This is a genomic window from Pseudoalteromonas sp. HF66, assembly GCF_011806445.1.
Classification (GTDB): domain Bacteria; phylum Pseudomonadota; class Gammaproteobacteria; order Enterobacterales; family Alteromonadaceae; genus Pseudoalteromonas; species Pseudoalteromonas apostichopi.
Genome location: NZ_JAATOU010000001.1, coordinates 114,597 through 138,244 on the forward strand (window position 1 = coordinate 114,597; position 23,648 = coordinate 138,244).

The 23,648-nt window shown below is 41.5% G+C and carries 26 protein-coding genes; 14 read left to right on the forward strand and 12 right to left on the reverse strand.

All coding sequences use genetic code 11. The features are described 5' to 3' along the window. The first annotated feature begins 112 nt into the window (after positions 1-112). The 3 genes from HCZ11_RS00485 to HCZ11_RS00495 are packed head-to-tail and all read left to right on the forward strand — an operon-like array spanning position 113 to position 2,703. Complete coding sequence (locus tag HCZ11_RS00485) at positions 113-589, forward strand: MarR family winged helix-turn-helix transcriptional regulator (RefSeq protein ID WP_167657315.1); 477 nt, start codon at positions 113-115, stop codon at positions 587-589. A gap of 4 nt (positions 590-593) precedes the next feature. Then, a complete protein-coding gene (locus HCZ11_RS00490; protein WP_130052345.1) occupies positions 594-1,655 on the forward strand; it encodes an HlyD family secretion protein in 1,062 nt (353 codons plus the stop codon). 13 nt (positions 1,656-1,668) lie between these two features. Beyond that, the gene (locus tag HCZ11_RS00495) at positions 1,669-2,703 is read left to right on the forward strand and encodes a DUF2955 domain-containing protein (protein ID WP_130052344.1); all 1,035 of its coding nucleotides are present in this window, start codon (positions 1,669-1,671) and stop codon (positions 2,701-2,703) included. A gap of 25 nt (positions 2,704-2,728) precedes the next feature. On the opposite strand, the gene HCZ11_RS00500 is transcribed toward HCZ11_RS00495, so the two are convergent. Both HCZ11_RS00500 and arfB read right to left on the reverse strand, forming a co-directional pair. Then, positions 2,729-3,046 carry a hypothetical protein gene (locus tag HCZ11_RS00500; protein WP_167657316.1) on the reverse strand — a complete coding sequence of 106 codons (318 nt, stop codon included), beginning with the start codon at positions 3,044-3,046 and terminating at the stop codon, positions 2,729-2,731. 131 nt (positions 3,047-3,177) lie between these two features. Beyond that, on the reverse strand, positions 3,178-3,591 hold the full coding sequence (gene arfB / locus HCZ11_RS00505) for an alternative ribosome rescue aminoacyl-tRNA hydrolase ArfB (RefSeq protein WP_130052342.1): 414 nt from the start codon (positions 3,589-3,591) through the stop codon (positions 3,178-3,180). Between the two features lie 112 nt (positions 3,592-3,703). On the opposite strand from arfB, the gene HCZ11_RS00510 reads away from it, so the two are divergent. Beyond that, on the forward strand, positions 3,704-4,261 hold the full coding sequence (locus HCZ11_RS00510) for a short-chain dehydrogenase (protein WP_167657317.1): 558 nt from the start codon (positions 3,704-3,706) through the stop codon (positions 4,259-4,261). A gap of 44 nt (positions 4,262-4,305) precedes the next feature. Here HCZ11_RS00510 and HCZ11_RS00515 read toward each other — a convergent pair whose 3' ends face one another. From HCZ11_RS00515 to HCZ11_RS00530, 4 genes are read right to left on the reverse strand one after another with little or no spacing between them, the layout of a single operon-like run. Next, positions 4,306-5,040 carry a phytanoyl-CoA dioxygenase family protein gene (locus HCZ11_RS00515; RefSeq protein ID WP_167657318.1) on the reverse strand — a complete coding sequence of 245 codons (735 nt, stop codon included), beginning with the start codon at positions 5,038-5,040 and terminating at the stop codon, positions 4,306-4,308. 3 nt (positions 5,041-5,043) lie between these two features. Then, on the reverse strand, positions 5,044-5,625 hold the full coding sequence (locus HCZ11_RS00520; RefSeq protein WP_130052339.1) for a uracil-DNA glycosylase family protein: 582 nt from the start codon (positions 5,623-5,625) through the stop codon (positions 5,044-5,046). 19 nt (positions 5,626-5,644) lie between these two features. Further along, entirely contained in the window at positions 5,645-6,007 is a 363-nt protein-coding gene (locus HCZ11_RS00525; protein WP_130052338.1) for a VOC family protein, read from the reverse strand. Positions 6,008-6,016: 9 nt separating this feature from the next. After that, complete coding sequence (locus HCZ11_RS00530) at positions 6,017-6,709, reverse strand: aspartate/glutamate racemase family protein (protein ID WP_130052337.1); 693 nt, start codon at positions 6,707-6,709, stop codon at positions 6,017-6,019. Positions 6,710-6,908: 199 nt separating this feature from the next. Here HCZ11_RS00530 and HCZ11_RS00535 point away from each other — a divergent pair, with 199 nt between their 5' ends. Genes HCZ11_RS00535 through HCZ11_RS00545 form a run of 3 tightly spaced genes read left to right on the forward strand, consistent with a single transcriptional unit; the run spans position 6,909 to position 9,183 of the window. Next, complete coding sequence (locus HCZ11_RS00535; RefSeq protein ID WP_175580338.1) at positions 6,909-7,253, forward strand: hypothetical protein; 345 nt, start codon at positions 6,909-6,911, stop codon at positions 7,251-7,253. Then, complete coding sequence (locus HCZ11_RS00540) at positions 7,250-8,851, forward strand: PepSY domain-containing protein (protein ID WP_167657319.1); 1,602 nt, start codon at positions 7,250-7,252, stop codon at positions 8,849-8,851. The genes HCZ11_RS00535 and HCZ11_RS00540 overlap by 4 nt, the downstream gene beginning before the upstream one ends. Beyond that, positions 8,848-9,183: a DUF3325 domain-containing protein gene (locus tag HCZ11_RS00545; RefSeq protein WP_167657320.1), complete on the forward strand. Its 336-nt coding sequence runs from the start codon at positions 8,848-8,850 to the stop codon at positions 9,181-9,183. The genes HCZ11_RS00540 and HCZ11_RS00545 overlap by 4 nt, the downstream gene beginning before the upstream one ends. Before the next feature lie 210 nt (positions 9,184-9,393). On the opposite strand, the gene HCZ11_RS00550 is transcribed toward HCZ11_RS00545, so the two are convergent. Beyond that, positions 9,394-9,927 (reverse strand): lipocalin family protein, encoded by a 534-nt coding sequence (locus tag HCZ11_RS00550; protein WP_239977456.1) that lies wholly within the window; start codon positions 9,925-9,927, stop codon positions 9,394-9,396. A 103-nt stretch (positions 9,928-10,030) separates the two neighbouring features. Here HCZ11_RS00550 and HCZ11_RS00555 point away from each other — a divergent pair, with 103 nt between their 5' ends. The 5 genes from HCZ11_RS00555 (at position 10,031) to ggt (ending at position 14,135) form a co-directional block, all read left to right on the forward strand. Continuing rightward, a complete protein-coding gene (locus HCZ11_RS00555) occupies positions 10,031-10,480 on the forward strand; it encodes a YaiI/YqxD family protein (protein ID WP_130052334.1) in 450 nt (149 codons plus the stop codon). Beyond that, positions 10,477-11,019 carry a hypothetical protein gene (locus HCZ11_RS00560; RefSeq protein ID WP_167657321.1) on the forward strand — a complete coding sequence of 181 codons (543 nt, stop codon included), beginning with the start codon at positions 10,477-10,479 and terminating at the stop codon, positions 11,017-11,019. The genes HCZ11_RS00555 and HCZ11_RS00560 overlap by 4 nt, the downstream gene beginning before the upstream one ends. 70 nt (positions 11,020-11,089) lie before the next feature. Continuing rightward, positions 11,090-11,458, forward strand: a complete 369-nt coding sequence (locus HCZ11_RS00565; RefSeq protein WP_167657322.1) for a response regulator — start codon at positions 11,090-11,092, stop codon at positions 11,456-11,458. A 25-nt stretch (positions 11,459-11,483) separates the two neighbouring features. Next, positions 11,484-12,296, forward strand: a complete 813-nt coding sequence (locus HCZ11_RS00570) for an ABC transporter substrate-binding protein (protein ID WP_130052331.1) — start codon at positions 11,484-11,486, stop codon at positions 12,294-12,296. 141 nt (positions 12,297-12,437) lie between these two features. After that, positions 12,438-14,135: a gamma-glutamyltransferase gene (gene ggt / locus HCZ11_RS00575; RefSeq protein WP_167657323.1), complete on the forward strand. Its 1,698-nt coding sequence runs from the start codon at positions 12,438-12,440 to the stop codon at positions 14,133-14,135. Between the two features lie 52 nt (positions 14,136-14,187). Here the strand turns inward: ggt and HCZ11_RS00580 are convergent, their stop codons facing one another. From HCZ11_RS00580 to HCZ11_RS00600, 5 genes are all read right to left on the reverse strand, one after another. After that, positions 14,188-14,850 carry a class I SAM-dependent methyltransferase gene (locus HCZ11_RS00580; protein ID WP_167657324.1) on the reverse strand — a complete coding sequence of 221 codons (663 nt, stop codon included), beginning with the start codon at positions 14,848-14,850 and terminating at the stop codon, positions 14,188-14,190. A 9-nt stretch (positions 14,851-14,859) separates the two neighbouring features. Then, entirely contained in the window at positions 14,860-18,513 is a 3,654-nt protein-coding gene (locus tag HCZ11_RS00585; RefSeq protein ID WP_167657325.1) for an SbcC/MukB-like Walker B domain-containing protein, read from the reverse strand. After that, positions 18,510-19,742, reverse strand: a complete 1,233-nt coding sequence (locus tag HCZ11_RS00590; protein ID WP_167657326.1) for an exonuclease SbcCD subunit D C-terminal domain-containing protein — start codon at positions 19,740-19,742, stop codon at positions 18,510-18,512. The genes HCZ11_RS00585 and HCZ11_RS00590 overlap by 4 nt, the downstream gene beginning before the upstream one ends. Positions 19,743-19,811: 69 nt before the next feature. Then, positions 19,812-20,048, reverse strand: coding sequence for a hypothetical protein (locus tag HCZ11_RS00595; protein WP_130052326.1), 237 nt, complete (start codon positions 20,046-20,048; stop codon positions 19,812-19,814). A gap of 133 nt (positions 20,049-20,181) precedes the next feature. Further along, positions 20,182-20,418: a hypothetical protein gene (locus HCZ11_RS00600; protein ID WP_167657327.1), complete on the reverse strand. Its 237-nt coding sequence runs from the start codon at positions 20,416-20,418 to the stop codon at positions 20,182-20,184. A 272-nt stretch (positions 20,419-20,690) separates the two neighbouring features. Between HCZ11_RS00600 and HCZ11_RS00605 the strand changes: the two genes are divergently transcribed. Both HCZ11_RS00605 and HCZ11_RS00610 read left to right on the forward strand, forming a co-directional pair. Continuing rightward, on the forward strand, positions 20,691-23,129 hold the full coding sequence (locus HCZ11_RS00605) for a M1 family metallopeptidase (protein ID WP_130053008.1): 2,439 nt from the start codon (positions 20,691-20,693) through the stop codon (positions 23,127-23,129). Beyond that, positions 23,129-23,632: a DUF6702 family protein gene (locus tag HCZ11_RS00610; protein WP_130053007.1), complete on the forward strand. Its 504-nt coding sequence runs from the start codon at positions 23,129-23,131 to the stop codon at positions 23,630-23,632. The genes HCZ11_RS00605 and HCZ11_RS00610 overlap by 1 nt, the downstream gene beginning before the upstream one ends. The last annotated feature ends 16 nt before the right edge of the window (positions 23,633-23,648 follow it).

The following is a 23,648-nucleotide window of genomic DNA, read 5'->3' on the forward strand; positions in this document are numbered from 1 at the left end:
CTGTTATTCGTTTTTGTCGAACATTGCTATCTATTTTATTAATTGCACTAATATTTACTTAGCATGCTAACTACATTAAAATAGTTAGCATGCTAAGTAAATGGAGCGCATCATGTCCTCTACTCCCCCTTTTCACGAAACTCTTGATTTAACATTATGCGGCAGTATGGGCCGTGTGCATCGATTATGTCGCGATGCAGTAACTTTGGCGGTCGAGCCTCTTGGACTCACTCAATCTCGTTGGACTGCAATGATGCACCTGTCTCATTTAAACCAAGGTTGTACGCAGCAAGAGTTGGCAAGCAGCTTAGGTATTGAAATGCCATCGTTGACTCGCACTATTAAGAAGCTTGAGCAACAAGAGATTATTGCTCGCAAAGCTGATGCTGAAGATAAACGCAGTAAACGTCTGTACTTCACTGAGCAGGGTCTACAATTGTTAGACACATTACAAGTGATTATCGCTGATGTGAAAGAGCATCTTTATGCCGATTTGACCACAGAACAACTCGATACTATGGCACATGGTTTAATTCAGATGGAGCAAAACGCTCGCCAGTGTATCCGTCATTATTCAGGAGATGAGTAACTTTATGACGCCAGATCAAAAATTTGCCCGTTACGTAAAAATCTCTTTGGCGGGTTTCATTGTTTTATTTTTATATTTTGTGATTGCTGATCTATACATGCCTGTCACACCACAGGCCCGTGTGTATCACCCTGTTGTGCAAGTGACGCCACAAGTAAGTGGGCGTGTGACTGACGTATTAGTGACCAATAATCAAGCCGTCGAAAAACAGCAAGCCTTGTTTAAGATTAACGATGAGCCTTTTGAGCTTGCCGTTCAACAAGCTGAACTTGCTTATGATGATGCGAAACAACAAAACCAACGTTTAGATAGTAGTGTCAAGGCAATAGAAGCGCAGTTAGCTGCTGCTCAAGCTAAGCTGCATGAGCAAACGTTGCTGTTCGAGCGCGGTGAGTCGTTATTGAAAAAGCGCTCTATTTCAGAGCAAGAGTACGAAACAATCAATGCAAACTACCAATCAAGCAAAGCGAATGTAGCTGCAATTGAAGCGCAGCTTAGCGAGGCTAAATTAGCGCGTGGTAAAAAGGGTGATGACAATTTAGCGCTTCGCCATGCCCTAAATCAGCTTGAGCAAGCGAAACTAAATTTGTCGTACACTACAGTGACTGCCGATACCGACGGTAAAACAGCAAATTTACAAGTAACACCGGGTACTTATGCTAATAAGGGCCAGCCGTTAATGGCGATTGTTGCCAATAAGGCTGATTTAGTGGCTGATTTTCGTGAAAAGTCTTTAGTTCACGTACAAATTGGTAGTACTGCAAAAGTAAGCTTTGATGCGCTACCGGGAAAAGTGTTTACTGGCAAAATTATTAGTTTTGAAGCCGGTGTAAGTGACGGTCAGCTCAATGCAAACGGTTTACTCAGTGCCACAGAAAGCAGCAATCGTTGGGTACGAGATGCACAGCGTCAACGTATTCATATTCAACTTGATGAACACCAGATGCTAGCTAAGTTCCCAAGTGGTGCTCGTGCAACCGTACAGCTTTTGCCTGACTCTAGCATCGGTAGCTGGTTTGCGAGCATGCAAATCCGTTTTATCAGTGTTCTGCACTTCATTTACTAAGGCTGGGTGAGCTATGTCTGTATTGCAACTCGATGGCAATGGCTTGCGCCAGGCGCTTCGCATTGCTACGGGCTCAGCATTAGGGTTTGCACTGGCAAAATTGATGAACTGGCCTAATGGCATCTTTTTTACTGTTTACCCTATGCTATTGCTCGGCTTAGTGCCTGTGTTAAACATGCATATCATTCGACAGTTTTACGCAGGCGCTGTATTCAGTGCATTATTTGTACTTGTAGTGCAAGGGCTGTTCTCTCACTTGCCTGTTGTTATGACGATGATCTGCTTTGTGGCATTTGCCTTTTTATTCTATCAAATGAGTCGTGGCGCTAACTTTTTATTTGGCGCTACAACAGTGGTCAGCTTGTCTATTCAATTGCATTTTTCGACCTACACAGGTGGAGGGGTAAGTATTTATCCGCTGATTATTAGTAATGCCGTTGCAGTTGTGGTTACTGTGGTGTTTTCGATGCTAATGCATGGTTTATTCCCAGATGTTTCACCGCGCCAAGGCCGTCAGATGCCAGAAAAAGCAAAAGAAAGTGTACGCCATGAGGTATTACTTTGCTCAACGGTGGCAACCTTGTCATTTGTGGTTTTTCAGGTTTTTGATTTACAAGATTCAATTTCTGCTCAAGCAGCATCTGTTCTGATCTTATTTTCGTTATGCTGGAAAGCGGCTGGTATGGCTGCATGGCAACGTGCTATAGGCACTTTAATTGGCTGTAATTTGGCCTTAGTTTCACAGTTATTCTTGTACAACCATACTGATATTTTGATATTTCCGGCGTTAATTCTATGGATCTTAACTTTTATCTTTAGTCGTTATCATATAATTGGTGGGGGTATTCCAGGTGTCGGTTTTGGTATTATTACTACATTTGGTATTTTGTTTGGCCAATCATTGGGGCCGGGGCAAGATCTAGTATACAGCGCACTTTATCGCTTTTCGTCAGTATCAGTGGCAATACTGCTGAGCTTATGTGCAGTGTACATTATGCATCACATTTTAAATCGCTTTGAAATGACAAGGCATCACACATTCGAGTAAAATCTAATATGCACAAAAAAGGGAGTTATTCAGTACTCCCTTTTTTATTATTTGGTTCGAAAATTGTGGGTAAAGACTTTAATAAATCCTCTTGCTTTTTTACAACACTTTGTACGCAAGTTTTTGAAGCAACATCTGCAACCCAAGCGCCCCATTGAGAACTGCCTGGTTCTTCTCCAGGTGTTGCCCACCATCTGGCTTTATAAAGAATTTCGTTATAACAGGTTTCACTACCTTGCGGATACGCGCTTCCAGCTTGCCAAGAATCTACAGCAAAGCTTGAAATAGGCATCGTTGACAGCGTTATCATTGCAGCTGCAAAAAAACGTGATTTTTGGCCCATACGCCCCTCCTTTATTGTGAAATTGTATTACTATTATAGACGCGGCAGGATTAACCATCAATTAACTTTGTTAACAAGTTACACTTCTTTACAGTTTCGCTCATTTTTGACACGGTTTTCTGGTGCTAAGGTTAGGGTTTTATGTTTTTTCGTAATGCTTTTGTTTGTCCTCTTTTGGTTTTGCTGTCCATACGTTTTCTCTGAGAGCTTTTGCTGGGTTTAGTTGCTCTACGTTTCTTTTGTACTTGTGTAGCGTTTACGATTATTTCTTTTAAACGGCTAAGCGCATCTTCTTTGTTCATCTCTTGTGTACGATGACTTTGCGACTTAATGACAATTACACCCTCTTTGGTGATTCGAGAGTCATTTAAATTAAGCAAACGTTGTTTGTAAAAGTCAGGTAATTTTGAGCGGTTAATATCAAAGCGTAGGTGAATTGCTGTAGCCACTTTATTGACGTTCTGTCCGCCAGCACCTTGAGAACGGATCGCACTAAAGTCGAGCTCCCATTCAGCAATCGTGACAGTATTAGAAATAGTTAACATCAGGTTCATTTAGCTATGGTAAAAAAAGGATTATAACATTTGTAATTGGTCAAACATAATTACTCGACTATGTGAGCCGATTGCTAACCAATTTGAAAGAAAGGAGATCACAATGAAAGCACTATTTATTTCAATAAGCCTACTGGCGATGAGTTTTTCTAGCTTCGCAGAAGATATTACTGAAAGCCAGCTACAGCTTTATATCAGGGCTTTGCCAGCAGTGGTAAATTGGTCGCAAAACCAACCAGAGCTTGAAAGTTTGAATCTCGATAGTATGTTAGGAAGCTCTAATGGTGCAGATAGTTCCTCTGTTATGGATGCATTAGGCCACATTAAAAGGCATGAGCTTTACACTGAGTTTGCAGCGTTAACCAAACAATACGGTTTCACTCCTGAGCAGTTAGTTACAGTTGGCTCAGAAGTATCTCTTGCCTATTTAGAAAACCTTAAAGCAGGTATGTCTGAAGAGAACAAGCAACGTGTAAACCAAGCGATGAGTGGTTTACAAAGCCTAACGGCATCATCATCTAATGCGGGGGCTCGCTCAATGGCGGGTGCTTTAGAAGGTGTTAAAGCCAGTACTGCAACAGCAGATGTTAGCGAAAGTAATATTAACTTAGTTAAGCAATACATGCCGCAGTTAAAAGAGTTATTCGCGATGTTGCAGTAACAGCACAAAAAAAAGAAAGCGGCTAGTGAGCCGCTTTTTTCTACTTACTCGAATACCATTGCGTTTTTTAGATGCTGCATTTGTTCTGCAGTTGGTAAAAATCCAGTTTGTACAAATTCATTCAGGCTCGGGTGACGTTCAAAGTACAAAATATCTAGGGCAAATCGATTCATGCCGTACAAGCCCCGATGGATCATATTAGCCGAAAATATGAGTAAGTCACCCTTCTTCAATGCAACTTGTTTTCCGCGTCTCAGCGAATCATTATTTTTAGCTCCTTGCTGCCCCAATCTTACAGCTAGTTCTTCGTCTGAATCCCAGTTTTTGTGACTGCCCGGTATTAGCTCAATTCCCGGCTCATCTTCAAAAGTTACTCGGCAATGTAAAACTTCAGGGCCATAAAGTGCGGCCTTTTGTGCATCAAGCTCTAAGTGATATTGCATATCGCGATGCCAATAGTTTGCTTGTTTGGGATTGTAAGGATTAAAAAATAATTGAGTATTCATAAACTGAGGTTCAGCAACAACGCCTTTAACCTGATTCAATAGAGTATCGGCACAGATAAATTCAAAAAGGGTAAACTTTTCTTCAGTACTTAAACATGCAGCGCCAGTCAACCCTGAGCTATTAATCCCTCTGGATTGGTAAAAACGTTGGTTTTCTAGCAGCCAGTTATAATGAAACTTATCGAGAATGGGCCTTATCTTGCCAAGTTCATTCGCTGTGTAAAGCCCCTTTACATGGCAATAGCCGTTTTCAGCAAAAAAGTTATTTTCCATTTTTTACCTTGCTAAAATTGCACGTATTTTACTACTAAGCTCAGGCAATACTTGTTGCTCAAACCATGGGTTTTTCTTCAGCCAGATATTATTACGAGGGCTTGGGTGAGGTAATGGCAGGTAACTTGGCCAATATTCACGCCACGATTTTACTAACTCAGTTAAGGGTAACTGCTTAGTGTGGGGTAAATGATATGCCTGCGCGTACTTACCTAAGATAATGGTGAGTTCAATATTAGTTAACTGTGCTAAAAGTTTTTCACGCCATGTAATCGCGCACTCTTTTCTCGGTGGTAAATCGCCCGACTTACCTTTTCCTGGGTAACAAAAGCCCATTGGCAGAATAGCAAAATTACTATTATCGTAAAACTCTTCATTGCTTACGCCAAGCCAAGAGCGAAGCCTTTCACCGCTAGCATCATCAAATGGTTTGCCACTTTCATGTACTTTTATCCCTGGCGCTTGACCAGCAATTAAAATACGAGCCCGTGAATTAAATTGAATAACGGGCCGAGCGCCAAGTGGTAAATGAGTCTCGCAGATCACGCATTTACTAACTTGTTCTAATAATGATTGAGTAGTCATGAGTTAGTAAAAATATGATCTATGCTTGTTTTGACCAAACAGCTAACTCGTTACCACTTGGTTCTGTGAAGTGAAAACGACAGCCTCCAGGAAAATCAAACAAAGGCTTAATAATTGTGCCGCCGTGTTTTTCTACCTGTGCTTGAGTCTCTTTAATATTATTTGAATAAAGCACTACTAGCGCACCGCCATTAGAGGTTGAGCTACTTAGAGGTGCTTGGTAAAAACCACCGTCAAGGCCCGCTGATTCAACGCTAAATGCGCTGTATTCAGGCCCGTAATCGGTAAATTGCCATTTAAAAACTTGATGAAAAAACGCTTTTGTTGCAGCTAAATCTTTTGCTGCAAACTCAACATAATTTAAGCTATGGTGGTTCGACATAATTTGTTCCTATTTTAAACTGTTCTTGAGCGCCATGGCGCAATGCAGTGCTGTACTATCAAGTAATGGAATTGAGGCATCGGATTGCTGAACTAGCAATGCTATTTCAGTGCAACCAAGAATAATGGACTCTGCACCCTGCTTAGTTAGATTATCAATAATTGTTAGGTACTCGGCTTTGGATTCTGGATTGATTATGCCTTTGCATAGTTCATCATAAATCACACGATGCACTATTTCACGCTCCTGAGCATCAGGAATTAAAACGTCTACAGAGAATTTATCTGCTAAGCGTTGTTTATAAAAGCCTTGCTCCATAGTGAATTGAGTACCCAGCAAAGCCACTTTTTTATGGTTACATTGTATTAGCTTTTCACCAACTGCATCAGCAATATGTAACAAAGGAATAGAAACACATGCTTGTACTTGCTCTGCTAATTTGTGCATCGTGTTAGTACAAATCAATAAATAATCGGCGCCAGCAGCTTCAACCTGTTTGGCTGCTTTTATCAGTATTTCGGCCATCTGTGGCCAATCCTGTTGCTGTTGTAGTTCTGCTATTTCGGCAAAATCGAGACTGACAAGTACTATTCTGGCGCTATGTAGCCCCCCAAGTTCATTTTTAATGCCTTGATTTAAAAGTTGATAGTAACTTTGCGTTGACTCCCAGCTCATACCACCAATTAAGCCTATTGTTTTCATTACAACCTCTTTTTAGTTTCATAACACCATATGACAATGCTCAGAACAAAGCTAGCAGATCATTATTTTACTAACAAAAATACAGGATGAATTTGTTTCATTATTAAATACGCTTACGCAAATGATAATTACTATCTTTTCTGTTTGGCGGCGATATAATATGTGGTTTTCTTCTCGTGTTATTTTTTAAGGGATTATCATGCACTCTCAATCATTAGATGCAGTGACAAACAATCACCCTAAAATTACAGCTAAAAAGGGTTCTGTGAGCCTATCTTATCGTGTCGCTGTATTTTTGCGTTTTGTTGCAGCCATCATTGGTGGTTACGCTTTTACCAGTGTACTTATTTCGTTATTAGCTGTGTTATTACCACTTAATAAACTCGACAGTGTTCTTTTAACTACGACTCTATCGGTATTTTTTTACTGTTGTGTATTTATTTGGGTGTTTGCAGTTAAGTCTTTAAAGACTGTATGGATCACAATTTTACTAACTACTGGTGGGCAATTACTGGCCCTTTCATTGATTAAGGGGTGGTTATGAAAGAGAGTTTTTTCCGCTCAATGACTTGGCTGCACACCTGGGTCGGTTTACTGGTATGTTGGTTATTATTCTTGATATTTTTTGCTGGTACTATCAGCTTTTTTAAGGATGAAATTACTATTTGGGCTAAGCCCGAAACGCATCATGTGCAGCATCAGCCTAAGCGTATTCAGTCTCAAGCCGATCAAATTAAATATGTGTTTGCGCAATTACAGTTGCAGGCACCTAACTCATTATCATGGCGAATAAACTTACCTGAATCTCGAAATCCAGTTTTAAGCTATGGATTTGCTGAGCCTAAACAGCCAGGGCAGCGTCGTGCGCCTTTCAATTATACCTATTTGAACCCTAATAATTTAGAGCAATTGCCAGCGCCTCGAGATACTAAAGGGGGGAATTTTTTCTATCGCTTACACTTTGATTTGCATTACATAGACGTTTTTACTGCAAGGATAATTGTTTGTTTAGCCTCATTATTTATGCTTGTAGCATTGATCACTGGCATTGTGATCCATAAGCGCATTTTTAAAGATATGTTTAGCTTTAGAGCTAACAAAGGCAGCCGAAGTTGGCTAGATGCACATAATGTTTCGTCGGTATTAGCGTTGCCGTTTCATATTATGATCACCTATACGGGTATTATTACTCTGATATTTATGCTGTTCCCCTACCCCGCTGAAACCGTATATGAAAATGGCTTAAGACAAATGTTTGAAGAGGCATTGCCCATTAACAAGCGTGCTAAGCCCAGTGAAGAGCAGCGCCCTATGGTGGCAATCAAAGAGGTATTAGATCAGATTTATACTAAGTCACCGAATGCCGACATTAGCCACGTGTTTGTGAGAAATGCGAATACAGCGACCTCACAAATAGTGGTTTATTTGGCAACCGGCAAAGAGCTTGTAGATAACGGACCACGCTATTTATTTAATGGTGTAACAGGTGAGCTCGAAGCGAGCTCAGGTGAAGATTGGAGCGCTTCGGCGCAGTTTTATGACTCAATGACAGCATTACATAGCGGCCGTTTAGCCGAGCCATTACTGCGTTGGTTGTATTTTTTCTGTGGCGTAGCAGGCTGTGCCATGATAGCTACAGGCTGCATCATGTGGGCAAAGCGCTTACGCGAGAGACTTAAAGCAGAGCAAAAACCAAGCTTTGGACTTAAGTTCGTTGAGACACTAAATTTAGCCACACTGATGGGTTTACCCCTTGCAACCGCAGCATTCTTCATTGCTAATCGACTATTACCTTTAGAGTTAGCTGGGCGTGCCGATAAAGAAATACTCGTGTTTTTCTTAGCTTGGCTTGCGACGCTAGTTGTTGCTGTGATCGGCCGAGAAAAACATCATTGGCGCTATAGTGCATGGTTAAACGCTGCTACTTGCTTATTAGTGCCTATTGTAAATGCGCTGACAACAGATGGTAATTGGATCACGTATTTACTAACTAAACAGTGGGCTTTATTTGGTATTGATAGTGCGTTTATTTGTGCTGGGGGGCTGTTTTTACTACAAAGCAAAAAAATACCAAGCCATAAAACCACTACAAATAAAGGTAGATCAAATAAAAACAGGATTTTAAAGGAGCAACAAGGATGATGGAATTACTACAATTTAGTCTCTGCTTTTTAGGATTTAATTGTTTTGCACTTGCAAAATTTAATCATTTTCGTGATGTGTTTAAAAAGAAATTGACTGAAAAACAAAGAAATAGCTTTTTATTAAGTGGCTGGATCAATATTTTACTAAGTTTAGTACTTTGTGTGCTGTCAGATGCTGGATATGGCGCATTGCTGTTTTGCGGCTATATGGCATTAAGTGTACTTATATTAATGATTTTATTCAGTTTTACTGTTTCTTGGGTTAAGCATGTCAGTTTATTAACTATGTCTGTCTTGCTGTTAAGTGGCTTTTCAGTGATGATTTTCTAGTTTAGTTAGTAAAAAACTGATCTGATACCAATTCGAAATAATACCTAATTCAGGAATTGATATAAAAAAATGGGTAGGCAATGCCTACCCAAGCAGGGGATTAAATTGGGGATCACATGTTGCTACAATTTAATGGTGAGTATTATGCTCACCCTCCATTACAGTTGTGTTGCACATTCGTGATAGTTTAAAGACAGTTGTAAAGCCCCTTTACAAGCTCTTATGGTCAACATAAATAAGCTCGTCTGTTTTAAAACCATATTTTTTTGCTGTGTTTATAAAGTCCTGCATTTGCTGTTCTGTAACGTTAGGGGTGCGTGACAAAAACCATAAATACTCTTTGTTATAGCCAGTGATATAAGCGTATTGATAATCTTGCTTATCTAATTCGAACACTACATAAGAGCTATAAAATGGCCCAAAGAATGATACTTCTAAGTGGCCTATGTCTTGTTGCTTGACAAATTTCGCTTTACCTTCAGCTTGCTGCCATTCTTGATCTTCAGCGCTATATCCCTTATTGATAACTTTCACACTGCCATCTGGGTTAATCGAGTATTCGGCAGTAATACCCTCTAGGCCGCGCTCAAATGAATGATCTAAACGTGCAATTTCGTACCAAGTTCCTGTGTATTTGTTTAACTCAAAGTTATCGACGGGTTTGATATCGTCTGGCACTCCTGTACACGCAGATAAAATAGCTGTGATACATAAAATTCCGATTAGCTTTAATGATGTTTGCACGCTTTTACTCCCTTTTAAAAATCAAACAAATTAATACGTTAATGGCACTAATTTAGTTCAATTACGGTAAACTATTAAAGTCAAAAATTAAAGTGAGAACAGTATGAAGATTTGGGTTGATGCAGACGCCTGCCCCGTCGTTATTAAAGAAATATTATTTCGTGCCGCAGAGCGCACACAAACCTTCACCACATTAGTGGCGAACCATGCGATGCGAGTGCCCCCTTCAAAGTATATTAGCCGTTTGCAGGTATCTTCGGGTTTTGATATTGCTGACAACGAAATCGTTAAGCGCATTGAGCCGAGTGATTTGGTGATCACAGGTGATATCCCTTTGGCTGCAGAAGTTATCGAAAAAGGTGCCCAAGCGCTCAACCCTCGCGGTGAGTTATATACAACTGAAAATATTCGCTCACGTTTAAACGTTCGTGACTTTATGGATACAATGCGCTCTAGTGGCGTTGAAATGGCCGGCGGCCCACCGCCGTTAAGCCAAGCTGATCGCCAGAACTTTGCTAATAACCTAGACCGAATTCTAGCTAAAAAGTCATGAGTGTCGCTAATAGCAGAGCGCTAATCGGTTTTGGTGATGAGGCGTTTAAAGTCGCTGTTTATATAGAAAAACGCCCGCCAATGCCTGCTTGGCAACAGCTTGACCATTTACATGTAATGCAAACCGGCCAAATTAACGAAATAAACCAAGCATGCGGAAATGGTTGGCGTAAAGTTTTTAACGTGTATGGCAAAGTGCTGTTTGCACTACCAAGTGAATATTATGATTTTGCTAAATGCGCACCTGACTGGCAGACTTTTCGCGATGAACAACTGCTACAAGCACATAGTCAAACGGCATTACTGTTTAGCCCGCCGTTATTAGACAAACCAAAGCAATTACATATTATTGCTGGGCGAACCTATGCCAAAAAGCTTATCAATGATGGGCTTCTCAGTAGTCAGCTAACTTGGCTTGATGATGAGTTTGCTATTAGTAAATCAGATAAAGTGATTGTCTGCCCTTATTTTGATTACCGTCAGTTAAGCAATATTAAAATCGCACGTCTTAGTCAGTTAGTCGCAGATATTTTCTCTTAGTTTCTAGTTTATTGCGTTATTGAGTTAGCAAACTAAGCTTAGAATACCGCAAAAATTAATAGTACTTCAGATGAAAATACTGGTCGTCGATGACATGCCCTTGATGCGCCATGTGCTTATAAACATGTTGCGTAGGTTAAACTATAAGGATATAACAGAGGCGACTGATGGCGCGCAAGCGTTAGATTTACTAGAAAAGCAAAGCTTTGACCTGATAATAACTGATTTACACATGCCGAAAATGGATGGTAAATGCTTGCTTAATCATATTCGTGAATCCTCTGAACTTAGAGATTTACCCGTACTTATGGTGACGTGCGAAGATAGTAAGCAAACGGTCAACGAGATGATTACAGCAAGAGTAAACGGCTTTATTATCAAACCATTTTGTTTAAATACGCTGCAAAAGCAGTTAAGTCGAATTGTTAAACCAGAATAACCAGCAAAAACTGGAGTTAAGAGCGATGTTTAAGCATTTAACAATAGTGAGTTTATTCACAGTAAGCACAGCAGTGGCAAGTGCTGAACAATTGACTTTATACACCGAAGTGTTTCCACCCTATAACTTTGTGCAGCACAATCAAATCACAGGTATTAACACCAAAATCATGGAATCTTTGTGCGAAAGAGCCAAGTTGAGCTGTACGTTTAGTGTATTGCCTTGGAAGCGCGCAATGTCACAAACGCTCGCCCAACCGAATGCAGGAATTTACTCTACTTCGCGTACCGCAAAGCGAGAAACTCAATTTTATTGGGTTGGCCCTTTGGTATCTGGGCATTCTTGTTTATACCGTTTAAATAACCGCAACGACATTAAAGTAACGAGTACTCAGTCGCTGCAAAACTACACCATTGGCGTATCTCGTGGTGATGTATATCAAACCGTTCTAGCTGATTTTAACCTAACTGAAGGCCAGCAATTTTTAACTTACTCAAAAAAGTTTGAAGAGCTAAAAATGTTTAAGCAAGGTAAGCATGACTTGCTGATTGGCTCGTCTCTTACTCTTTCATCACAATTGATGAATGTGGGTATGAATCCAGAACAAGTAACACCGGTATTTGAGCTTAAGCACCCTGCTTTAGTGGGTAATTACTTAGCGCTTAACAAAAATACGTCGCTAGAGGTGATCACTGCACTGCAAAAAGCGCTTGATACCATGAAGCAAGAAGATCAAATAGACCGAATTGTTGATGAGTTTGTAGCAGAGGAGATGCATTCTCACGGCGAAGTATCGACAGTTGCGCAACCGTGCTTAAATGGCTCTGCTATTTACTAATTTGGATTGTTTTTAGGTAAAATATCCGCAACTTCTCTTATTTTTGAAGTCAATCGCGATTTTTCGCACTCGAACGCAAAGCCATTGCCTCATTTTTAATTGCTTTTTATAGTGATTAATACAATAAAAAGGGCAAAAACTATGAAACCAACTCCACTCATTAAAAGCTTAGTGCTCGCTATATGCTTAGGTACAACAGGCGCTACTCAAGCTTACGATCGCATCACAGGACATAACTTTGCAAGTCGTTCTGAAGTCATCGCACAATCAGGTATGGTTGCAACATCACAGCCGTTAGCTACGCAAGTGGGCTTACAAGTATTAAAAGATGGTGGAAATGCCATTGATGCGGCGATTGCAGCAAACGCAGTGCTTGGCCTTGTTGAGCCAACAGGATGTGGAATTGGTGGCGACTTGTTTGCCATTGTTTGGGATAACAAAACTAAGCAACTTTACGGTTTAAATGCCTCTGGTCGTTCACCACAAGGCTTGTCTTTTGATACTTTAAAAGCACAGGGGGACTATATTCCTGCTTATGGGCCCTTGCCAGTGTCGGTACCTGGTGCTGTTGATGGTTGGTTTGAATTGCACAAAAAGTTCGGCAAAACGCCAATGAAAACGCTATTACAACCTGCTATCGACTATGCCGAAAATGGCTTCCCTGTGTCGGAACTGATTGCCTATTACATGCAAAAAAGTGTAGCTGCGCGTGGTAAATACCCGGGTTTTAAAGATGTTTACATGCCTGATGGAGCAATGCCTGAAAAAGGCGATATATTTAAGAACCCTGCCCTTGCAAATACCTATCGCAAAATTGCCAAAGGCGGCCGCGATGCCTTTTACAAAGGCGATATAGCTAAAGAAATTGGTCGCTACATGAAAGAAAACGGCGGCTACTTATCCTATGAAGATTTAGCTGCGCACCATAGTGAATGGGTTAAGCCTGTGAGCGCCGATTATAGGGGGTATACGCTTTGGGAATTGCCACCAAATGGTCAAGGTATTGCTGCACAGCAAATTTTGAATATTCTTGAAGGTTACGATATCAAAGCAATGGGTTTTGATAGCCCAGAATACGTACACACCTTTGTTGAAGCGAAAAAGCTCGCGTTTGCTGATCGTGCAAAGTACTACGCCGATCCAGCGTTTAACACCATTCCCGTACAAACACTTATTTCGCAGCAATATGCTGACCAAAGACGTAAACTGATAGACCCTAACAAAGCCGCAAAACGCGACCATGCAGGCCCAGTAGAAGGCGATACCATTTATATGACGACCGCCGATAAAGACGGCAACATGGTTTCACTTATTCAAAGTAATTACCGTGGCATGGGCTCAGGTATGACACCGGCAAAATTAGGCTTTGTATTGCAAAACCGTGGCGAAATGTTCGCCCTTAAAAAAGGCCACATGAACCAATATGAGCCAGGCAAACGACCATTTCATACAATCATTCCTGCGTTTGTCACCAAAGATGGCAAGCCATATATGAGTTATGGCGTAATGGGCGGTGCCACACAGCCACAAATGCATGCTCAAATACTGATCAACATGATTGATTTTGGCATGAACCTCCAAGAAGCCGGTGATGCACCGCGTATTCTGCACACAGGTTCATCGCAACCAACCGGTGAGATTATGGAAGACGGTGGTTTTGTTAGTTTAGAGTCAGGCTTTTCGATGGAAACCCGCCGCGAGTTAATGAAAAAAGGCCACACCTTACAACACGCTGTTGGCCCATACGGTGGTTATCAAGCTATATTGAAAGACCCTAAAACCGGCGTTTATTACGGCGCATCTGAAACCCGTAAAGACGGACAGGCCGCGGGGTATTAGGCTCGGAATTTAAAAGAGCTGTCAGCTATCAGCCGTCAGCTCCGTAAAGTAGCTAACTCCCAACCACATAGCCTGTAAAACCAAGCACTTTAAAATACTGTTTTGGGGTGCTGAATCGGGTTTCATTCATTAACTCTGAAAAACGAATTCGGTCTAATGGATAAAACTCGTGCTCTAGATTGTGGCGCGTGTGCTCTACGCCGGCTTCGGTTAAACCTAACTGCGTACAAAGCTGTAGCTGTGATTCACGTTCAAAAGCAGATTCTGGGCGCATTAAATCGGCAATGTATAAGTTGCTCGATTTTTTAAGTTTGCTGTGAATCGCTTTTAATAGCGCTTTTTTGTCGCCGTTATCTTCAACAAAATGCATTACCAATAAACACAATGCTGCGTCACATTGGCTGTCGATGTCGTTGATATCACCGCAGTGTACACTCACGCGGTCGCTGATGTTATGCTGACCAAACTGCTGCTCGGCAATATCGAGCATGTCTTGTGAAATATCTTGAGCAATAAACTGCCAGCTAGGGTTTAATGCTGCTAATTCGATGATTTCCTTACCTGTTCCGGCTCCAACAACTAAAATGCACGCATCATCGCTCAGCGTTGTTGCCAGTTGGGCGGCGGTTGCTTGATGTAATAGCTCATAACCTGGAACTAGGCGCAAAATACGTTCGTCGTAGTGACTTGCTTCTTCGTGATTAAAAGTTGGCATGCTAATCCTTTAAATAACTGAGATGGTCGAATAACCACCTGGTTTTTTCGCCACATGCACTTGCGTGGCAACGCGTTCGGTCATTTCCGATACGTGAGAAATAACGCCCACTTTGCGACCTTGTGCTTGCAGAGAATCAAGAGCATCCATCGCGATGCTTAACGTTTCACTATCCAAAGTACCAAACCCTTCGTCGATAAACAAAGAGTTTATTTGCACTTTATTTGACGACAACGATGCAAGACCTAATGCCAGTGCTAACGACACTAAAAATGACTCGCCGCCAGATAACGTATTTACAGAGCGCTGCTCATCGGCCATGTCTTTATCGATAATTGCGATATCGAGTGTTTGTCCTATGGCTGTTAATTTGTAGCGTTTGTTTAGTGTCTGTAAGTGACTATTCGCGTAGTGCAGAAGTATTTTTAAGGTTTGTGTTTGCGCAAGATTACGCATGGTTTTGCCGCTTGCATCTCCTAGCACCTTATTGAGTAGATACCAGTGCTCGTAGCTTTTTTGTTGTTCCACTAATAGCTTTTGTTTATCAGCCAGCGCTTGGCTATTTTGTTGATGGGTTTTAAGCTCCGTCGCAACTTGCAATAATGCGTTATTCGTTTGCACTTGTTGCTCTGTGACCTGATTAAGTTGTATTTGCAGCTCACCTTCTCCCAGAGCAGGCTTATCTTTTTGATGTTGAGCCAGAGCCTGTTGTCGTTGTTTTAAAAGAGCTTCAGCGTCTTTTAAGCCGCTTTCGGCGGAGTGATATTCAGCCAGAGTTTGCTTGATTTCAGTAGGGCTTATCGTTAATAACTTACTAATTGCTTGCTCATCCAAGTTTGGATGCTGCGCTTTAAAATCGTCAAACCAAACGCAAAAGCGCTCATTAAGCGCTGCTTGTTCAGCGTTTAGTTCTTTCTCACGCTCGTCAATATTGGCGATTTGAATGGCTTGTTCGTCACGCGCCTTTACCGCATGACTATGGGTTGTCTGGGCAAGTTGCAGTGCTTGCTGCGCTGAATCTATCGCCTTTTCTAGCTCTGCAATAAACTCATCTACCGAAATTGCAGCGTTACTCAATAAGCCCTCGCGCTTTGATTGTATCTGCGTTAGTTCGTTTTGAGTTTGGCTTAGTTGCTCGTTGCAATGAGTTAAAGAGGCATTTGCTTCGTTAAGCTGCGGCGTTAAATGAGCAAGGTGCTGCTCAATCGTTTTTAAGCTAGCTTTAAGCTCATCTGCAGTTTGTAGCGAAGCTTGATAGGCCTTAACATGTTCAGCGATGTTCTCTAAAGAAATACTTTGTTCATTTAATGCGTGCCACCAAGGTGCACTGGTGAACTGTTGATTTAGTGTCGTATAGAGCTGCTGATGCTCATCATTGAGCTCATTTAAACGTGTTTGCAGATTATTTAGCTGTTGTTGCAGTTCGTTTAATTGCTGCTCTTTGCTATGTAGCGCTTGCCCTTGCTGATTATATTCAGTTTGCTTAGCCGTAAGTGTGTTTTGCAGCTGCTGTTGCTGCTCGAGGGTTTTGTAGTATTGCTGTTTTTGCAGGCTGAGCTGTTGCTGACGCTCACTTAACTGATCTTCGGTTAAATCATTTAGCTCAGTACGGCTAGCTGCCATGGTTTCTTTGAGGCTCTGTTGTTGAGCGCTCAGTTCTGAGATTTGCCCGCTTAACGAGCTTATCTGTTGGCTACATGCCGCCAGCTCATTACTTTTAGTTTGCTGTAATGCTTGCTGAGCTTTTAAATGCTGTTTGGCGTTAGTTAGCTCCCTGGTAAAGTCGTTAATAAGCTGGCTAAATTGCTCGCTAACCATTTCTTCATGCATAAAGGGGTGTTCTTTTGAGCCACATACCGCGCAAGGCTCCCCTGCTTTTAAAGTGGCACGTAACTGGCTGACTCCCTCACTGGCTCTTAACTGCACTTGCTGTAAATTTTTCTCACAAAGCGAAACCTGTTGCTGTGCTTGCTCTGCCCCTTGCTGAGCATCTTTTAATGCCGTTTGTAGTTGCTGCTCAGTTTGGCTTAATGTGTTTAGCTGGGTTTGCCAGTTTTTTAACTGCTGCTGATTAGTTTGCCACACTTGGCGCTTTTCAATCAGGTGCTTAATCGCCTCAAGCCCCGCATCAATATCCGCCATTGATTGGGTATTTAAACTCGATTTAAAGGCGGCATCTTGTTCATTTAAGCGCTTAATTTCTTGCTCAAGGGTTTGAAACTGGGTTTTGCACTGCTGCGCGGCTGCTTGCTGCTCATCAATTTTAGGTTGAAGAGCTTTTACGTTTTGCTGTGATTGGCTAATTGTGTGCTGTTGCTGACTAAAGCGGCTTAGCTCACTTTTAAAGAATGACCAGTCTTTCGCTAAAGGCTGCCACTGTGCGTGTGTTTCTAAGTAGCTATTAATGTGTGCTTGTTGCTCAAGCTGTTTTTGTTGCTCTGCTTTATGGCTATTTAGTGTATTAGTCAGCTCTTTATGATGGTGCTTTGCTTTATCCGCTTGTACTTTTTGCGTCGCTGCTTGCTGGTTTAATACGGCAAGTTGCTTATCTAACTCTCGGGCCTGACTAATAAGAGGTTGCGCGTCTTTTTGTGCTTGCTTTGCTTGGTTTAGTTGCGCGGTTTGCTTTTCAAGCGTTTGCTCAGCATCTTTGATCAGTGCTTTATGGTCAACGTTTAATAGCTGCTCACGATTTTGGGTTAGCTGACCTTGTTGGGCTGTAATTGTAGCGGCGCGTTCGCGGTTATCTTTTATTTCAAGGCTTTGCTGAGCTTGTTTCGCTTCAGTGGCTTTTTCAGCAAGGGCTTCTAATTGCTGTTGTAACTCTTGTTTTGCTTGCTCAGCTTGGTTTAGCTGTTGTTGCTGCTGAGATGCTTGCTTATACCAGGTTTGGTACTGTTCGAATTGCTTTATTTGTTTTTGTAACTCAGCAAGTTTAGCCTCAAGCGCCGTTTGCTCAGCTTGTTTAGTTTCGACCTCTTCAGGGCTTAAAACCTGATAATTACTTAAACTTAACTTTAACTGCTCTAACGATTGCTGCTGCTCACGGTGGCGCTCAAAAATACGCTGACCAATACGGCTGAATTTATCTGTGCCTGTTAAACATTCAAGTAATTGCGCACGCTCATCACCGGTTGCTTTTAAAAACGCTGCAAATTCATGTTGCGCAAGCAGCACTGCTCGAGAGAACTGCTCAAAGCTCAAACCAATAATACGCTCGATCTCTTTACCTGCCGCGCTTCTGTCAGCGATCAGGATTTCATCAGGTAATGAGTGCAAGCTATGTTGTGCGGGCTGTAACTTGCCATCAGCTTTATTACGCGCTCGGCTAAAGCTTAATCTTGCTCGATACTGCTGTTTATCTTGGCCTATAAAGTCGACTTCGGCAAAGCCCTGCCCTGCCCCACGGCGTAATAAATTTCGCGAGTCATTGAGTTTGATATTGTCGCCGTTAAAGTCAATTTTATTGCCTGTATCGCCGCGTAATCTTGCTGTTTTGTTATAAAGCGCTAAGCAAATAGCATCAAGCAAAGTACTTTTCCCCGCGCCTGTATCACCTGTGATGGCAAACAACCCCGCCTCTTTTAAAGGCGAAGTGCTAAAGTCGACTTCGGCGTCTAAGATAGAGGCGAGTTGATGAACACGAATCGCTAAAATTTTCATAGTAGATCCTCCGCATTCAATTCATCGATCACTTGGCTTAATAAGCTTTCTAGTTCTTTTGGCACAGCCTGCCCTGCCATATCTTTATTATTTGCAAATGCTTGCTCTAAAAGTGAATGTGGGTTCAGCGCTTCAATTTGCGAGACATCTTCAAATAAGGTTTGTTCATCGTCTTGCTGGCTGCTTTGCTGTCGCACCCTTTCAATGCCACAAAACTTAACCTGCTTACCTTCAAGGGCTTGTTCTATTTGTTCTCTAAAAGTGGTGTCAGTGTCATGGGCGCTCAATTTAACCCTAAGATACGGCGCTAAATCTTCATCCGTTAAATCGAGCTGTTTTATAAGCTCACATAATTCGTTCAGTGGCACACAGTCTTTTTCTGGTAGCAACATGACTTTACAAAAGCTAGGAATGTAAAGGGGGTTTACAGAAGTTCCTGAGTCACTAAGCTCAACAATTACAACTTGATGTTGATAACGCCTTTCAGAAAATGACATTGGCAATGGCGTGCCACTGTAGCGAATAGTCTCTTTCTTCGCGACGGTTTGAGCTTTATGAAGGTGCCCTAGCGCGACATAATCAGGTTGTTCAGTAAATATGCTTGCCGATATCGCATCTTCACCACCAATGACTAAGTTACGTTCAGAGTCAGATGAGATGTCTCCGCCTTTTGCATGTAAATGACCCATGGCAATTAATGGCGCGTTTGGTAATTCGCTTGTTGCTTGTAATGCATCTTTGTAGGCAAGGGCAACGGCTTGGTTATAACTTAATGGTTGCTCTTGTTGGCGGTTATAGCTGCTTAAATCACTGCTACGTAAAAATGGCATGGCAACAACATTCGCATCGCCGTTTTTTGTGCTGATTGGCAGTACTACTTCATGAGGAGCGTTGCTATCAAAGCGGCCAACAACATGGGTATCAAACTGAGCTAATAAGGGCTTTGCCGCCATAATTCGATTTGCTGAATCATGGTTACCAGCAATAATCACTATGTGTAAGTCTGGGCAATGCTGCTTAGTGGTTTTAATAAATTGGTAGAGTTGGTTTTCTGCGCTGGCAGGTGGCGTTGCCGTATGATAAATGTCACCCGCAACCAGTAGTAAGTCGATCTGTTCTGACACAAGCGTATCGGTTAACCAAGCAAAAAATGCTTGATGTTCATCGAATCGGGAGTGCTCGTAGAATTGTTGGCCTAAATGCCAATCAGATGTATGAAGGACTTTCATTAAACGCTCTTATTATTTAGTAAGAGCGCCAATATACCTAAGCTGAGGCAAGATGCCCAGCCTGGTTTGTTAACTTAAGCTATACCAAGCAAAAATCACCATAGGCAGAGCTAATAATGCCATTATCAAAGGTACTTTAAGTGCTTTTGTTTGCTTAGCTTGCAATATTTTAAGGGCATTTGTTTCATTACATGCCGCTACTTTGTCGATATAAAAATACCCTGAATCTAGGTACTGTTTACAATTTTGTTCGTCCGCTGGAATTGCAATTAGTTCTTGTTGTTTTTTTAGGATATAGAAATCCATAAGCTCACCGAATTCTATGCTGATTACCAAAACATTTGGGGTTTGAACAAACGCACAACAGACCCCAAAATCAAAAAAGTGGGCGATTTTAAATACAAATGGCAGTGAATTTCAATAGCAAATGTCGCAAAATTTAATTTATTGCAAAAATAATGGCAATTAAGGATAAAATTACTAGTGCAGTAGGGTAAATTAACCATTTTTTAGACCCAGTTACACTTGGAGTGGTTCGAGACAATGCATCTGACTCATCGCATGCAGCAATGACTTCAACAAATTCAAATCCGCGTTCTTTGTACTCGTTTAGAATCGATTCTTGAGCAGGAATGGCTGCTAAACGAGAGTCTTTTTTTACAATATAAAACTTCATCTAATCACCCTTTCATCATTAACTAGAATTTAAGCAGAGTATTTACTTATTAACTGTAATACTTTGGGATGAATTAGTGCTGAACTAAAATTAACCAGCGTTTTGTAAAGGGGGTTTACAGGAAGTTAATCGAAGCTATTTTTTTTGTGAAAAATAGGACCTCAGTAAAACATCGAATACTACCCGAAAAATACCGCGCTTTATCGTTATTTTATTGCAACTTTGTTAGCAGTTTGCGATGGTATGCTTGCAAATTAATTACAGGATAAACAATGAAAAAAGCAGTTCTCAAGTTGAGTGCTTTGGTATTGCCTTTAGCAGTATCTTCAGCTGTCATGGCGTCATCTGTTGAGCAAACTAAAGGCTCATTCGTTGACAAGTTCCGTCAGCTAGATGAAGCACTTCCAACTCCAAACGTTTACCGTAGTGCAGCAGGTGAACCTGCTGAGCATTACTGGCAACAGCAAGTAAACTACGAAATTGATGCAAAGCTTGATGAAAAGAAACGCCGCTTAACAGCAAGCCAAACTATCGAGTATAAAAATAACTCGCCGCACACTTTAAAGTATCTTTGGTTACAACTAGACCAAAATATCTTTAAATCTGACTCAATTGCTGAAATGACATCAACTTTTAATGGTAAAACATTGCAAGGTGACCCTCAGCCAAAATCAACTAAATTGAGTTTAGGACAGCTACGTCGTCAGCAATTTATGGCCGACAACGAGCTGGGTTATCAAATCGCCAATGTTAAAGACGAAGACGGAAAAGAGCTTAAAGTTACTGTAGTAGATACATTAATGCGTATCGACTTAAACGAACCGCTTAAACCGGGTAAAGACGTTGAGTTCAGCATGGACTTCGCCTTTAACATTGTTGAAGAAGATGCCGTTGGTGCACGTTCGGGTTATGAACATTTTGAAGAAGATGGCAATGATATCTTTTTATTAGCGCAATGGTTCCCTCGTCTTGCTGCTTACACTGATTATGAAGCATGGACGAATAAAGCCTTCTTAGGTAGTGGTGAGTTTACTCTTGAATTTGGTAACTATGACGTTGAGTTAACCGTTCCTGCTGATCACATTGTATCTGCAACTGGTAAACTTGATAACCCAAGCCGTGTTCTAACTAGCACGCAGCGTAAGCGCCTTGAGCAAGCTGAAGATGCTAAGCGCCCTGTTTTCATCGTGACTGAAGAAGAAGCGTTAGAAAACGAGAAAGAAGGCACCGATAAAACTAAAACATGGCATTTTAAAGCTGAGAACGTACGTGACTTTGCGTGGGCGTCTTCGCGTAAATTTATGTGGGATGCCAAAGGCTATCATCAAGGTGGTAAAGATCAGCCATTAGTTATGGCGATGTCTTTCTACCCGAAAGAAGGTGGCGACCTTTGGAAGAAGTACTCTACTGAAGCTGTAGTTCATACAATGGAAGTGTATTCGCGCTTCTCGTTTGACTACCCTTATCCAGTGGCTCAGTCAGTCAATGGCCCTGTAGGTGGTATGGAGTATCCTATGATCACCTTCAACGGTCCGCGTACTGATTTACAAGACGACGGTACTCGTACTTACTCACAAGCAGAAAAACGTTTCTTAATCGGCGTTGTTATCCACGAAGTAGGTCACATCTACTTCCCAATGGTAGTTAACTCAGACGAACGTCAGTGGACGTGGATGGATGAAGGTCTTAACAGTTTCTTAGATGGTGTTGCTGGTCGTGAGTGGGACCACACAATTCCTTGGGGTGTTGAGCCTCGCGATGTTGTTGCATACATGAAGTCTGAAAACCAAGTACCAGTTATGACCCAGTCTGACAGCGTATTACGTTTAGGTCCTAATGCCTACACTAAGCCTGCTGCCGCACTTAACATTTTACGTGAAGTGATCCTTGGTCGAGAGCTATTTGACTTTGCATTTAAAGAATATGCACAGCGTTGGAAGTACAAGCGCCCTACTCCTGCTGATTTCTTCCGTACAATGGAAGAAGCGTCAGGTGTTGACTTAGATTGGTTCTGGCGTGGTTGGTTCTACACCACAGATCACGTTGATATCTCGCTAGACAAGGTTTACCAACTGCGTTTAGATACGAAAAACCCTGATATCGACTTTAATCGTTTACGTGATATCGAAGCAGACAAGCCAATGCCGTTATTCGTAAAACGTAATAAAGAAGAAGGTAAAAAACTATGGGTTGAAGAAAATCCTGATGTGACTGACTTCTACGACGAAAACGACCGCTTCACAGTAACTAACAAAGAGCGTAACGCTTATAACAAATTCCTTAAAGGTTTAGAGCCTTGGGAACGTAAAACGTTTGAGCGTGCAATCAAAGAAGATAAAAACTACTACGTACTTGAGTTCTCAAACTTAGGTGGCTTAGTAATGCCTATCTTATTAGAGCTTACTTATGAAGATGGTACGAAAGAAGAAAAGTACATTCCGGCTGAAATCTGGCGTCGTAACCACAAGCATGTACAAAAGCTAATTGTAACCGATAAAGGTAAAAACCTAGTGTCTGTTACAGTCGATCCGCGCTGGGAAACAGCGGACGTTGATGTAGAAAACAATAACTACCCGCGTCGTATTATTCCATCACGCATTGAAGTGTACAAACGTGAAAAGAGTAAAGCGAAAGTTAGCCGCGATATCATGCAAGATATTAAAACTGAGCTGAAAAAGGACGACGAAAAAGATGCCCAGGAGCAACAATAATGCGCTTCGCGGCCATTATTTTTGCTTTAATACTGAGTGCGCCAAGCATGGCGCACCAGTTAAAAGCGTCTGTGACAACTGTGCTATTTAATAAACGCACTAACAACATAGAGCTGATGCATCGTTTTTATTTACACGATACAGAGCACGCCGTTGAACATTTATTTGATGGTAATGCTGATATCCTATCTAATAAAGAAGATCAGAAGCGTTTTGCTGACTACGTTGAGTCACATATTGCTCTGCAAACTTTAGATGGCAAGCCACTTGAGCTTAAAGATGTAGGTGCGCAAGTTGATGGTAAATTCTTTTGGGTTTATCAAGAAGTCACGATACCAGAAGGGATTCATGGCATACGCATGAGCAACGGTGCACTTCGCGATCTTTGGCCGGCACAAGTGAATATGGTTAATATTGAAGGTAAAGGTAAGGTAAAAACACTGACCTTTAGCCAAGATGATACCTGGCTTGAAGCAAGGTTTGAATCGGTAAATCCAGAGTAATAGCAATCCTAAAGGA